Raw genomic sequence first — 12,576 nt, 5'->3', positions numbered from 1 at the left:
TCATGAAGTCTTGGGCTCGCCGCTGTTATGATTGTATGGGTATTCCCTTGTCTAGGCTAAATAATGATACGTCGAGATGAAAAAGGAGAGAATGCAAAGAACGAGTGCCGGTATTGCTTTCGGAAAAGGATCTCTAGCAATCACAAGCAGGATGAAGGCAGCAACCAGCATGGTCACGCCTAAAAGCAATCCAGATAATAATGCCGCGATCGAAAACCATATTCCAATAATCAAGCCAATGGAGCTGATGATCTCGATAAAGCCAGTTAAGAAGTTAAAAATGGGTGGGAGTCCAAAGCGGTCAAATTCATTCGCCATTTTACCGGAAATAATTTTTGTACCTGTAAACATAAAGAAAATCGCTACCACGACTTGCAAAACGATTAGGAACATGATGGCTTCCTCACTTTCGTTATTCATTATCAACCTAAGTGCATGCTATAGCATGTATTTGATGGAGAAAGTATATGACCTCTATTTATTCATCTTTTACGACTTGATAGAGTTTGTCGAGCAAAGCATGCAATTCCGCAATCTCTACATCGGTAAGGTTTTGCGTCACATGGTTATGCGCATCGGTAACGACTGGTAGAAGCTTTGATTTTAGCTCCATCCCTTTGTCACTGAGTAACAAGTTATGTGAGCGTCGATCCGCGTCATTTAAAGTGCGAATGACGATTCCCTTTTTTTCAAGCGAGTAAATCATTCTGACGACGGTGGTTTGATCGCGGTCAATCGCATCCGAAAGTTCCTTTTGTGTGATCGCTCTTTCTCCATCCATGACGCTAAGAATGCCCCATTGCTCTGGCGTGATCTCCAATTGCTTTAACCTTTTCTTAAAATAGTTCGTCATTTTCATATCTGTACGGTGAAGAAGAAATCCGGTCAGATTGAATAATTCCATAGAGAATCCAAACCCCTTTATCCTTTATTTATATGCTATAGCATATAAGATGCTAACGTATTTTTTCCCGTTAGTCAAATAAAGAGTGTCGGGAAAGCCTCATTGAAAAAAAGAGTAAAGAAAACGAAAAAACTGGTAAAGATATTAAAACTTATAATTCAGAATATTTAATATAATACGAACTGTCAGATAAAAATAACATGAGGGGGTTCGTGTATGGGATTTCGTTCCTGGATTTCTGTGGCGCTCCAATTAACGATGGCGACAGCATTGCTGGTAGGCTGTAGTCAACCAGCGGCCACTCCTGACTCAGTATCGCCGTCAGGTGCGAATGGCGTCACGCTAAAAATGGTCGAGAGCATTACTAGCCCACAACGAACTGCGCTGTTAAAAGACATGCTAACCCAGTTTGAAGCGAAGAATCCGGGGATCAAAGTCGATCTGATTTCACCTCCATTCGAAGGAGCGGATCAGAAGATCACACAGATGCTGATGGCAAAAGAAGAGCTGGACGTACTGGAAGTTCGTGAATTCAATGCCAAGCAGTTTTCGATGAACGGCTTTATTGAAAATTTGAAGCCCTACACAGACAAATGGCAAAATTACGATCAGCTGACGGACGTCGCCAAACGGCGTGCCACCTGGGTGGACAAGACTCCATATTACATTCCGAATGGACTGTACCAGCGCGTCTTGTATTATCGGACGGATTGGTTTAAGGAAGCAGGGATCGAGGTGCCGAAGACGTGGGATGAGCTCTTGGTCGCAGCCAAAAAGCTGACGGACCCTTCCAAAAACCGCTACGGGTACAGCTTCCGGGGAGGAGCGACCGGGTGGGATTACGCGCTGATTACGATGTGGGCCTACAACGGGACGGAGGTCGACCCTGACTCTGCCTTTTTCATGAAGGATGGACGCACGCTCTTCTCCACGCCGCAATCATTGGAAGCCATGCAGTATTACAAACAGCTTTACAAGGAAGGCTCTCCCAAAGATTCCGTGAGCTGGGGCTTTCAGGAGATGGTACAGGGCTTTGTAGCGGGTTCGACTGCCATGCTGATTCAAGACCCTGACGTCATTGATGGAGCCAAGGAGAAGATGCAGGAAGGGACGTGGGCAACCGCTCCGATTCCGCTTGGTCCTTCAGGTGTCGCTCAACAAGTAGTCGGTGGACCGGGGTGGGGGATGACTGCGTACTCGAAGCACAAGGAAGAGGCGTGGAAGCTGATTGCATTCCTCTCGAATCCTGAACAGAGCACTCATTTTGCGAAAAAGACTTCCACGATTCCCGTCGTGAAAAGCGCAGCAGAAGATGAATTTTACAAGACAGGTTACTTCCAGCCGTTTATGGAGATGAGCCAGCAGCCGACGAAGTTCCTCGATGTTTCACGTCCTGTGGACTACAAAGGCTGGGGAGCTTGGCAAAGCACGGCGGATAAAGATATTCAGAGCTTTTTGCTCGATCAGCTCACCGCAGAGGACCTGTTGAAAAAATGGGATCAATACTGGACAAAAGAAAAAGCCGAGCGAAAGTAGACGTGGGGGGATGGTAGCTTGGACACACAAAAACCCATCGTCATGATGACGAAGCAGGTTGTGCCGGAAGGGAAGAAATCGTTCCGGATTTCCAAAGAAGGTTGTTTTATATTTTTGTGCCTGTTACCCGCCATTTTGTTTGTTTCGGTCTTTACGTATTATCCACTCGTGCGTGGAATCATCATGTCTTTTCAGAACTACACGCTTTTTGATTTGATGAATATTCAGTTCATCGGGCTGGACAATTTTGTGAACGTACTGACAAGCCCGGACTTCCCACGTGTTGCTATGAACAGCTTTTACTGGGTGTTTTTCTCCCTTGTCTTTCAATTGCTGTTTGGCTTCATGCTGGCCCTTATGATGCGTAAAAAATTTCGCGGGAGAGGGATTTATCAGGCATTTCTCTTTTTTCCGTGGGCGATGTCCGGCTTTCTGATTGGGCTGATTTGGCGGTGGATGTTCAATGCCCAGTTTGGCGTTATTAACGATTTGCTCTTGAAAACGGGACTGATCGATGCGCCGATCTCCTTTTTGGCGGACGGAACTTGGGCGATGGCTGCCGTCATTATCGCGAATATTTGGTATGGCGTCGCGTTTTTTGCCATCATGATTCTGGCTGCCCTGCAATCGATTCCAGAGGAGCTGTACGAAGCGGCGGCGATGGATGGAGCGGGGAGGATTCAGCAGTTTTGGCGGGTGACACTGCCGTATATCATGCCTACGATGCTGGTGACGATCCTGTTGCGGGTTATCTGGATTCTCAATTTCCCGGACATTATTTACGCAATGACAAATGGAGCTCCTGCAGGCTCCACGCATATATTCGCTACCTACATGATCGATAAAGTCATCTTCGGTCAAGACTACGGGCAAGCCTCGGCTGTGGGTGTCATCATCGTGGTGATTTTGATGTTATTCACGATCTTCTACGTGAAAGCGACCAAAGTAGAGAAGGGAGGGGACTTCTGATGCATCGTGAACATCTAGGGTGGAGGACTGGCAGAGCGATTGTCTTGACCTTGTTTCTTGCTTTTGCGATTTTCCCGCTGTATTGGATTATCATTACGTCGCTCAAAGGTCAAAAGGAAATCTTTTCGCTCCCGATTCAATATTGGCCACAACAGGTGACGTTGAACAATTACCTGGAGATCTTTCAGATTTCCCACTTCCAGGTGTACATCTGGAACAGCTTTCTCGTTTCCTTGGTCGCTTCAGCTATGGTCGTGTTCATCGCGATGCTCGGCGGTTACGTGTTGGCTCGCTTTTCGTTTAAAGGAAAGCGTCAGGTGATGTTCGGATTTCTCGTCACCCAAATGATTCCGATGTTCATTGGCATGGCGCCGTTGTACGTGATGATGTCCAAAATGCACATCTTGAACAGCCTGTTTTCGTTGATGCTCATTTACACGGTCATGCTGATTCCCTTTTGTACGATCATCATGTCAGGCTTTTTCCAACGGATACCCAATGCCTTGGAGGAAGCAGCGATGATGGACGGCTGCTCTCGATTGAGCGCTTTGTTTCGCGTCATCGTACCGATCATGCTCCCCGGAATTGCGGCCACGTTTATTTTCGCCTTCGTTCAATGCTGGAACGAGCTGATTATGGCCGTTCTGTTCATTGATGAAGAGTCGGTCAAAACGATTCCCGTCGCGATGAACGCCTTTATCAAAAAATACGATATCGAATGGGGAGCGATGTCGGCAGCTACAGTGCTGTCAGTCATCCCAACGATGCTATTGTTTGCCTTTTGCCAAAAGTACTTGGTGGAAGGGCTCACACAAGGTGCCGTAAAAGGCTAGAGGTAGTCTCGCATGCCAGCTAGGTAAGCTGTCTCATCGTCATTTGCCAGACCAAACAGCGCTTCTTCCAAGGCAAATGTACTGCGGTAAAATCTCATCCTTGTCATCACCTGTTCAAGCTGGGGGTACACCAGGGTGAAATGCTGCAAAAACGCTTCCCCGTAGCTCGCACATAGCCCTGCGAGGTCGTATGCCGGATCGCCTACACCAGAGGCGCCAAAGTCGATGATGCCAGTGATGCGTTGTTTTGTGGGGGAGTACAAGATATTCCCTGTGCCAAAATCTCCGTGAGTCAAGCAAGGCTGAAAATCAAAGTGGGCAGGGTTTGCCAGGTATGCTTCAAAGCGCTCAGCTACATCCTTTTTCGCTTGCTCACGCATGGCAGGGAACAACTTCGAAGCAATCTGTTCATACAGCTCGGTCAACTGCTTGGCCATGTCAAAATCGGCAGGGAGAAGCTCCGGGAGCAAGGAGGAGACCGGAAGCTGATGTAGCTCATGAAGAAATTGTGCCAGCTGGGCAGCGACAGTCGGTACGGAATTTTGACGCGAGGCTGCTTGAAAAGCTTCTCGGGTAAAAGGCTCGCCTTCGAGTAGCGGATATCCGGCAAACACTCGCCCAGGTGCTTCCTCGGCAAAGGACAAATAGATCGGAGCCGGAGTCGGCAGGGAGAGATATGGTCTTACCGTGCGTAAAATGCTCGTTTCGATCTTCAGTTGCTCGATTCCGGCGGTGTACTTCGGAAAACGAAACACGTACGCGTCATTGACGATGAGTACATCATTGTTTTGGCCCATCTCGTTAAAGTAGGCGGAAGTGATGGTCAACTCTGGATACATTGCTTGAATGTGTTGGATATACGTTTGCGTTGTCGTTGTCATCATGATTCTCCTTCCAATACCCCGCATTTCGAAAAAAGAGCACTCTCCCCTGAGGAAAGTGCTCTTTCGTATTTACGATGCTGCCAGTTCAAATCTGACGAGCGTTTCTTTGGTGTTTGCGAGCTTTTCTAGTTCAACAATTCGCCAGTTAGGGGAGATTGTCCTGCGCATCCACGCCAACGCATCGTCTGGTAAACGAACGTGGTGCAACGCTGTCTCCTCGACTTGATAGTCATGCTCCGCTTGGATGTTGTAACGTTTGTTCAGCAAAAACTTGATCCCGTTAAAAGTGGTGAACTTGATCTGGTAGCCTTCGCGAATGGCAGCTTCCAGCGTAAGGGGATCATTTTTGGACAGTTCAAACAGAGGGGTGTAATCGTACTTGCCGCCCTCCACGTCCGAAAAAGGCGCAGGGTCACCTGTTCTCAGCTTGTGGATGATTTCTTCATCGACGAATCCATGGGCACGGGCTGCCTCTAACAGCATCGTTTCCCACTGGGATAGCTTTACGGTAGACATGGACTGTCCCTCCTCTTATCACGATGTAACGGCACAGACATCGCCAGCCTTTCTTCTAGTATAAAACAATGAAATTGTACTTCTCAACTACAATTCCGACTGTTTTACTATGAAAAGTGCAGCGAGCTGTTTTGCTCAGGATGAAAGCGAGGAGGGGTTCTTCTTTTTACGCGGTTCCTTGGAGGTTGTGGTCAAGGTCACGCCCGCGATGATGAGAATCGCACCGAAAAACTGTACGCCTGTAACAGGCTTTGCCAGCAATAACAAGCCGAAAAGCATGGCAATAAACGGTTCCAGGTTGGCAAACATCGCGGCTTTGGCAGCGCCTACCTTCTGTAGTTGGCTGTTCCAGATTAACGTCACAATGCCGTGCATGACGACACCGGTGACAAACAAGAGAAGCCAGGATGAAAGGCTGGTGCTTACCATGGCCGTAGGGATGCTGATCAGGACAAAAGGCAGCATCGATCCGAAGCCGATCAAATTGGATACGAGCGTCGTCACGAGTGGAGGGAGTCGATGTCCCAACAACCTGACGAGGATGATCGAGGTAGCGAACGTCAGCATCGTCAATACAATCCAGAGGATACCGACATCGAAATGCAGCTCTGCCCCTGTATAAATGACGAATATAACCCCGGATGTACCGATTACTGAACCGATTGCCATGCGACCAGTCAGCGACTCTTTCAAGAACAAGGCAGCCAAGAGAGCGGTTGTAATCGGCGTCAGCGCCAGGATCAGGGCAGAGGTGGTCGGATCAGCTGTAACGAGTCCTTTGTAGAAGGACCACTGGTTAATGAATACGCCAACAACTCCCAGTACCGCGAGCAAGAGCCAGTCCGTACGAGAGAGCTTTGGCATTTTCAGCCGCCCTCTGGACCAGATGAGCAGAAACAACACGATAAACAAGAGACGCATAGCCGATAAAAAGAGCGGAGAAAACTCGGCGACGAGCATTTTCCCGAAGACGAAATTGCTACCCCAAGCGGTTACGCAAAAAATGAGCAGCAAGTAGGAGCGTAGCATAGGATTCGTTCCTTCCTGTGGGTCAGCGAGTGTGATCCGGCGTTCGGATGTACCGTTTCCATAGCCAGGTCATGCACAAGTAGGCGGTTAAGACCAGAGCTGTACATAAGGAGGCAATCCAGATTGCCATCATCGGATCGACGTACATCCGGCTGCTATAGCCTGCGACGAATCCCATTACTGCGCTGATCAAAATGAAAGTAGGTGCTTTGCCCTTCGTCAACACGATGACGACGACAGGCAAAAACAGCGAGGCATACATAATGCCAAAGAAGAACAGCAAATCCAGCAAGGTCGGCTGGAAGTAGATCGTCAAACCATACGAAAGCGCACCGATGGCAATGGCAAGGATGTAGCCCAAACGGATTTTTTGCCGTTCCGAAGCGTCTGGGCGGAACAGCTGATAGACGTTGTTGACCATCAGACTGATCATGGAATGAAGCCCCGCCCCGAAAGCGGACATGATCGCACCAAAGGCACAGAGAACAAATAATACAAGCAAGATCATCGTGTCAATCTTGCGTACGAGATCAAACAACAGCGAGTAAATATCATCAAAGCCGCCCGTAAAAAGGACGATGATGATTAGCGAGGAAAACGCCAGTGGTACGGTGGCAAAAATGAGTCCGGACACCAGAAAGGTAGGGACGATCTTTTTCTCTTCCATCATATAGAGCCGCTGCCACGATGCCTGATCGACAAACACTTGACCAAACCCGATCAACAGCCCGGTAATGATAAAAAAAAGACCCTCGTTGTTGTTGAGCACCAGAAGGTAAGGATGGTAAAGGCGCAGTCCGTTATAGACGTGCTCGACACCTTTTCCGACGAAAAAGTAGACGGGAATCAGGATGACGGCAGCAAACGTAATGACAATTTGCACGATGGCAAAACGATGGATCGAGCGGATTCCCCCGATGCCTGCAAACAGCACACAAAATACGAAAAAGCAGAGCAAGCCGAGCGGGATCGGCAAGCCAAACAAGATGTTCAGCAATACGCCCCCAGCCATTCCCTGGACGAACATCGCTTCAATCGTCGTAATCAAAAGGATGATGATCATTAGCCAGTAACCAAACGGGTGTAGCTTGTCCCGCATGTAATCCCCGATGGTCATCCCTTCTGATAACTCACGGCGGACCTTTCGCCCAAGCAGTCCAAACATACTGAGGGCAAATGCTCCCATCAAAGCGAAGCCGATCCCGCCAAATATTCCATATTTGACGAGTGCTTCCGGTGAACCGAAGATCGTGTTTCCGGTCACCCAGCGGGCGAGGATCGAGACGACTCCAAGCCCAATGCCGATTTTTGCTGCACCGACCACATATTCGCGAAAAGATAAGTAGGTCAAGATGCATTCCCCTTGTCCCGGTATTCTTTCGGGGTTTTCCCCACTACCTTGCGAAAAATGGTGCTGAAATAGTGTTGGCTGTTGAAGCCAGTCCGCTCCGCAACCGTCGATATGCTCCAATCAGGATGAGCGATCAGGAACTTCTTCGACATTTGAATGCGGTACTGCATTAAATACTCAGAGAATGAGACGCCTACTTCTTCATGAAAACGGCGGCTCAAATACGTCGGATTGATATGGACCTCTGCGGCCAGATCAGCCAAATTCAGCTTCTCCGCGAATTTTTGATGAATGATGTTCATCGCATCAGAAATAATTCGGGTGTAAGCAGAGAGGGCAGGGCTCTTCTGATATTTTTTCAGAATGTCGACCAGCTCGCTCTCAATGACGGGCTTCGTGATGTAATCCACGACACCGAGGCGGATCGATTGCTTGGCATAATGAAAATCTTGATAAGCCGTTACAATGATGAGCTCGATGTCTTTGTGCTGGGCTCTCAGCTCTTCGCCAAGCACCAGCCCGGATTTCCCCGGAAGATTAATGTCCAGAAAGGCGAGATGAAGAGGAACCTTCTGGCTGATCGCCATGGCCCTGCTGCCATCTGCGGCCTTGTAGAATTTCCACAAGGGGAACATGGGCTGAATCAAATACTCGAGTTGGTCCAGCTCCAACGGTTCGTCATCCACGAGTAGTACGTTCATCTTCTCACCTCAGATCGATTTGTTCATACGTACAGGGCCACCTGACAGACACAAGAGTTCCTCCCTCAGATATCGGAGCAAGCTCCAGATGTGCATGATCACCAAAACAAAGGTGGAGCCGCCTGCGGATGTTGTCCAACCCGTGACCGCTCTCCTCATGTGGCTGTTCAGTTTCGATCTCACTTTCATTCTGGAATGCTGTGAGTCCGGAAGAACCGTTGTCGATGACCGTAAGCAGGACATCGTCATCTTTTCGGCTTATGCGGATGTCTAAGATAGCTTCGCCCATTTTTCGTTCCAATCCATGCTTAAATGCATTTTCCACTATCGTCTGCAAGACGAATGGCGGAATGGATGCTTGCAAGAGATCATCTGCACAATCTAGCTGAATTCGGAGCCGATCACCGAAACGCAGCTTTTGAATCTCCAAATATTGCTCCGTGTACGTAATCTCCCGCGCCAATGAAATCAACGGCTCTGTGGATTTGTATTTGAATTTGAGAAACTGGGAGAGGACTTCGAGCGCTCTCACCAGTTCCTTCGTTCGGTTCAATCGCGCCAGACTCAGAATGACATTTAGTGTATTAAACAAGAAGTGAGGCTGGATTTGTTGATTCAATTGATTGTAGAGCGCTTGCTGCAATTCTTTTTCCAGCTCGATCTTCAGATTCTTGTTTTCTAACAGATCAATCCGCTTCTCGAAAATGAACAGAAACAATAAAGCAATAGCTCCTATGATAGGAGCCAAAATAAACAGCAGAATGAGTAATGTGAAACCTTCGAAGCTTATCATGAGATCCCTTCTGTATGGAGAGATTTTGCAGTTACCATCATATCATGCTGCTTCTTGATCTCTTGCGTTTTTAGAAAATTTTAATCTCTCTATGGTTAGACTTGGGCAAGGTGGCAGGCTACTTGGTGCGTATCGTGCAGGCTTGTCAGTCCAGGTACTTCTGTTTTGCAACGATCAATCGCATACGGACAACGCGTATGGAAGCGGCAGCCCTGCGGAGGATTGATAGGAGAAGGCACATCTCCGCGCAGAATGATTCGTTCCTGCTTTTTATTGATGTCCGGCACCGGGATCGCAGACAAGAGAGCCTGTGTGTAAGGATGCTGCGGGTTGTCGAACAGCGACTTTTTATCCGCGATCTCTACCACTTTACCGAGGTACATCACCATGACGCGATCCGAGATGTGGCGAACGACGCCGAGGTCATGGGAGATGAACAAATAGGTCAGCTTGAATTGCTTCTGCAACGATTTCAGGAGATTCAGCACTTGAGCCTGAATGGATACGTCGAGTGCCGATACGGCTTCGTCACAAATGATCAGCTTCGGCTGCATCGCGAGGGCACGAGCAATCCCGATCCGTTGGCGCTGCCCACCACTGAACTCATGCGGGAAACGGTCGATTTGATCCGGGCGCAAGCCTACATAGCCGAGCAGCTCGATAATGCGCTCGCGGCGTTGATGAGCCGGTACAATATTTTGGATCGCCAACGCTTCCCCGAGAATAGCGGATACAGATTGGCGCGGGTTGAGCGAAGCAAACGGGTCCTGGAAAATGACCTGCAAATGCTTGCGCATGTCGCGCATTTGCTTCTTGGACATCGCCAGCAGATCCTGTCCCTCGAATAGTACCGTTCCGCTCGTCGGTTCGTCCAGACGGAGGATGGCACGACCGGTAGTGGATTTTCCACAACCGGATTCGCCTACAATACTCAGTGTTTCTCCTTCATGGATCGTGAAGCTGATGTCATCCACGGCTTTCACATGGTTGACGGTACGACCCAATAAGCCGCCCTTGATCGGGAAGTGCTGCTTGAGATTTTTTACTTCCAGCAGTGGTTTTTTCGTTGGATTCGCTTGTGTCGTCATCATGGTCATACCCCCACTTCCGTAACAGTCTTGGTGTCGCCGTCCCACTCAGACGTATACATCCAGCAGCGTACTTTGCTTCCGTCTGCATACTCCAAGAGTTCAGGAAGCTTTGTATGGCACAGCTCTGTTGCATGCGGGCAACGTGGAGCGAATCGGCAGCCAACTGGCATATTGAACGGACTTGGTACATTCCCTTTAATGGCTTGCAGCTCTTCTACGTCCTCATCCAGACGGGGGAGGGAGTTCATCAGCCCTACAGTATAGGGATGACGTGGATTCGCGAACAGGTTTTGTGCAGTCGTGTACTCTACGACTTTTCCTGCGTACATGACCGCGACCCGATCGCATGTTTCTGCAACGACGCCAAGATCGTGGGTAATCATGATAATGCTCATGCCCATTTCGACTTGTAGCTTTTTCATCAGCTCAAGAATCTGAGCCTGAATGGTAACGTCCAAAGCTGTAGTCGGTTCATCCGCGATCAAAATCTCCGGGCGGCAGGCGAGAGCCATCGCGATCATGACACGCTGGCGCATACCCCCAGACAATTCATGCGGCTCTTGCGTCGCGCGCTTTTCCGGGGAAGGAATACCGACCAGGCGCAGCATGTCTACTGCTTTGTCCCAAGCTTCCTTCCGTCCCATGTTTTGGTGCAGGCGCAATACCTCTGCGATTTGCTCTCCAACCGAATAAACCGGATTAAGCGAGGTCATTGGCTCTTGGAAAATCATCGAAATCTCGTTGCCACGGATCGCACGCATATCTGCTTCTGATTTTTTCGTCAGGTCTTGCCCTTTGAAAAGGATTTCTCCTCCTACAATTTTTCCCGGAGGACTGGCAATCAAACGCAGGATCGAGAGGGAAGTGATACTTTTTCCACAGCCCGATTCTCCTACCAGCCCGAGTGTCTCTCCTCTATTTAGAGAGAAATCAACGCCGTCCACTGCTTTACTGACGCCATCTTCTGTGAAAAAATGCGTTTGCAGATTGCGAACGTCCAGGATGATATCTTGTTGTTCCGCCATGGTGATCCCTCCTTAGTTCAGATCAATTCGTTTATTGAAGTAGCGATACAATACATCGACGAGCAGGTTCACGAACACGAAGATAATGGAAGCGATCAGTACGCCGCCTTGTACGACAGGCAAATCACGCATGCGGATCGCATCGACGATCAGACGACCCAAGCCGTTGATGGCAAAGACAGATTCTACGAGAACCGTACCGCCCAAAAGGAAACCGAACTGCAAGCCAACGACGGTAATAATCGGGATCAAGGCGTTTTTCAAAGCATGCTTGTAAATGATGACTGTTTCACGCAAGCCTTTTGCTTTTGCTGTGCGGATGTAGTCTTGACGTACGACGTCGAGCATACTGGAGCGAGTCATACGAGCAACGATGGCGGCTCCGGCAGTACCGAGTGTGATCGCTGGCAAAACCATGTGCTTCCAGGTGCCCCAGCCTGCGACCGGGAAGAGTTGCAGCTTGACGGAGAACGTGTAGATCAAGCTCAAACCGAGCCAAAAGCTTGGCAAGGATACACCGAGCAAGGCAATAACCATGATCGTAATATCAGCAGCAGAGTATTGCTTGGTAGCAGAGATGATCCCTGCGATCATTCCGAGGACAACCGTTACAAAAATACTGGCAACAGCGAGCTCGATGGTAGCAGGCAAGCGTGCCATGATCTCATCCCACACGGGGAGGTTGGAGCGAAGTGATGTCCCAAGATCGCCTTGGAACACGTTAACGACATATTGCGCGTATTGAACCATAATCGGCTGATCCAAGCCGAGCTGTGTACGCATTTTCGCAATCGTTTCTGCAGAAGCGCCTTCACCAGCAAGCAATACTGCCGGGTCGCCAGGAACCATTTGCATGATCAAAAAGACGACCAGAATGACACCGAGCAGGACGGGAATCATTTGCAGCAGGCGACGAGTAATGTAAACAAACATGTAGCATTCCC

Annotated in this window: 14 protein-coding genes; 3 read left to right on the top strand and 11 right to left on the bottom strand. The window is 49.0% G+C overall.

The window, feature by feature from the left end; genetic code table 11:
* Positions 1 to 51 precede the first annotated feature (51 nt).
* Together HP570_RS08200 and HP570_RS08195 are read right to left on the bottom strand one after the other, a co-directional pair.
* Complete coding sequence (locus HP570_RS08200; protein ID WP_012685272.1) at positions 52 to 393, bottom strand: DoxX family protein; 342 nt, start codon at positions 391 to 393, stop codon at positions 52 to 54.
* An 85-nt stretch (positions 394 to 478) separates the two neighbouring features.
* Positions 479 to 904 carry a MarR family winged helix-turn-helix transcriptional regulator gene (locus HP570_RS08195; RefSeq protein WP_137030092.1) on the bottom strand — a complete coding sequence of 142 codons (426 nt, stop codon included), beginning with the start codon at positions 902 to 904 and terminating at the stop codon, positions 479 to 481.
* Positions 905 to 1,120: 216 nt separating this feature from the next.
* Between HP570_RS08195 and HP570_RS08190 the strand changes: the two genes are divergently transcribed.
* From HP570_RS08190 to HP570_RS08180, 3 genes are read left to right on the top strand one after another with little or no spacing between them, the layout of a single operon-like run.
* Positions 1,121 to 2,440 (top strand): ABC transporter substrate-binding protein, encoded by a 1,320-nt coding sequence (locus HP570_RS08190; protein ID WP_173625408.1) that lies wholly within the window; start codon positions 1,121 to 1,123, stop codon positions 2,438 to 2,440.
* 18 nt (positions 2,441 to 2,458) lie between these two features.
* On the top strand, positions 2,459 to 3,409 hold the full coding sequence (locus HP570_RS08185) for a carbohydrate ABC transporter permease (RefSeq protein WP_173625407.1): 951 nt from the start codon (positions 2,459 to 2,461) through the stop codon (positions 3,407 to 3,409).
* Positions 3,409 to 4,242, top strand: coding sequence for a carbohydrate ABC transporter permease (locus tag HP570_RS08180; RefSeq protein WP_012685276.1), 834 nt, complete (start codon positions 3,409 to 3,411; stop codon positions 4,240 to 4,242). Before HP570_RS08185 ends, HP570_RS08180 begins: the two co-directional genes overlap by 1 nt.
* On the opposite strand, the gene HP570_RS08175 is transcribed toward HP570_RS08180, so the two are convergent.
* From HP570_RS08175 to nikB, 9 genes are all read right to left on the bottom strand, one after another.
* Complete coding sequence (locus HP570_RS08175) at positions 4,239 to 5,123, bottom strand: phosphotransferase family protein (RefSeq protein ID WP_173625705.1); 885 nt, start codon at positions 5,121 to 5,123, stop codon at positions 4,239 to 4,241. The two genes, HP570_RS08180 and HP570_RS08175, sit on opposite strands and share 4 nt — an antisense overlap.
* A 72-nt stretch (positions 5,124 to 5,195) precedes the next feature.
* A complete protein-coding gene (locus tag HP570_RS08170; RefSeq protein ID WP_012685278.1) occupies positions 5,196 to 5,642 on the bottom strand; it encodes a hypothetical protein in 447 nt (148 codons plus the stop codon).
* Between the two features lie 135 nt (positions 5,643 to 5,777).
* A complete protein-coding gene (locus tag HP570_RS08165; protein ID WP_173625406.1) occupies positions 5,778 to 6,671 on the bottom strand; it encodes a DMT family transporter in 894 nt (297 codons plus the stop codon).
* Between the two features lie 22 nt (positions 6,672 to 6,693).
* Entirely contained in the window at positions 6,694 to 8,022 is a 1,329-nt protein-coding gene (locus HP570_RS08160) for a sodium:solute symporter family transporter (protein ID WP_173625405.1), read from the bottom strand.
* Positions 8,019 to 8,723 carry a response regulator transcription factor gene (locus HP570_RS08155; protein ID WP_012685281.1) on the bottom strand — a complete coding sequence of 235 codons (705 nt, stop codon included), beginning with the start codon at positions 8,721 to 8,723 and terminating at the stop codon, positions 8,019 to 8,021. The genes HP570_RS08160 and HP570_RS08155 overlap by 4 nt, the downstream gene beginning before the upstream one ends.
* Positions 8,724 to 8,727: 4 nt before the next feature.
* A complete protein-coding gene (locus tag HP570_RS08150) occupies positions 8,728 to 9,516 on the bottom strand; it encodes a sensor histidine kinase (protein WP_012685282.1) in 789 nt (262 codons plus the stop codon).
* 95 nt (positions 9,517 to 9,611) lie between these two features.
* Positions 9,612 to 10,607: an ABC transporter ATP-binding protein gene (locus HP570_RS08145; protein ID WP_041749311.1), complete on the bottom strand. Its 996-nt coding sequence runs from the start codon at positions 10,605 to 10,607 to the stop codon at positions 9,612 to 9,614.
* Between the two features lie 2 nt (positions 10,608 to 10,609).
* Positions 10,610 to 11,632, bottom strand: coding sequence for an ABC transporter ATP-binding protein (locus HP570_RS08140; RefSeq protein ID WP_012685284.1), 1,023 nt, complete (start codon positions 11,630 to 11,632; stop codon positions 10,610 to 10,612).
* A gap of 12 nt (positions 11,633 to 11,644) precedes the next feature.
* Positions 11,645 to 12,565: a nickel ABC transporter permease gene (gene nikB / locus HP570_RS08135; protein WP_142495485.1), complete on the bottom strand. Its 921-nt coding sequence runs from the start codon at positions 12,563 to 12,565 to the stop codon at positions 11,645 to 11,647.
* Between the last annotated feature and the right edge of the window lie 11 nt (positions 12,566 to 12,576).

It is taken from the genome of Brevibacillus sp. RS1.1 (assembly GCF_013284365.1).
Taxonomy (GTDB): Bacteria; Bacillota; Bacilli; order Brevibacillales; family Brevibacillaceae; genus Brevibacillus; species Brevibacillus brevis_D.
Note: the sequence above shows the minus strand (reverse complement) of the source record. Positions and strands in the feature narration are given on the sequence as shown.

Bases quoted from the DNA above. Each gene is read 5' to 3' on its own strand.
- HP570_RS08200 (WP_012685272.1), bottom strand. From the start codon at position 393: ATGTTCCTAATCGTTTTGCAAGTCGTGGTAGCGATTTTCTTTATGTTT.
- HP570_RS08195 (WP_137030092.1), bottom strand. From the start codon at position 904: ATGGAATTATTCAATCTGACCGGATTTCTTCTTCACCGTACAGATATG.
- HP570_RS08190 (WP_173625408.1), top strand. From the start codon at position 1,121: ATGGGATTTCGTTCCTGGATTTCTGTGGCGCTCCAATTAACGATGGCG.
- HP570_RS08180 (WP_012685276.1), top strand. From the start codon at position 3,409: ATGCATCGTGAACATCTAGGGTGGAGGACTGGCAGAGCGATTGTCTTG.
- HP570_RS08175 (WP_173625705.1), bottom strand. From the start codon at position 5,123: ATGACAACGACAACGCAAACGTATATCCAACACATTCAAGCAATGTAT.
- HP570_RS08170 (WP_012685278.1), bottom strand. From the start codon at position 5,642: ATGTCTACCGTAAAGCTATCCCAGTGGGAAACGATGCTGTTAGAGGCA.
- HP570_RS08165 (WP_173625406.1), bottom strand. From the start codon at position 6,671: ATGCTACGCTCCTACTTGCTGCTCATTTTTTGCGTAACCGCTTGGGGT.
- HP570_RS08155 (WP_012685281.1), bottom strand. From the start codon at position 8,723: ATGAACGTACTACTCGTGGATGACGAACCGTTGGAGCTGGACCAACTC.
- HP570_RS08150 (WP_012685282.1), bottom strand. From the start codon at position 9,516: ATGATAAGCTTCGAAGGTTTCACATTACTCATTCTGCTGTTTATTTTG.
- HP570_RS08145 (WP_041749311.1), bottom strand. From the start codon at position 10,607: ATGATGACGACACAAGCGAATCCAACGAAAAAACCACTGCTGGAAGTA.
- HP570_RS08140 (WP_012685284.1), bottom strand. From the start codon at position 11,632: ATGGCGGAACAACAAGATATCATCCTGGACGTTCGCAATCTGCAAACG.
- nikB (WP_142495485.1), bottom strand. From the start codon at position 12,565: ATGTTTGTTTACATTACTCGTCGCCTGCTGCAAATGATTCCCGTCCTG.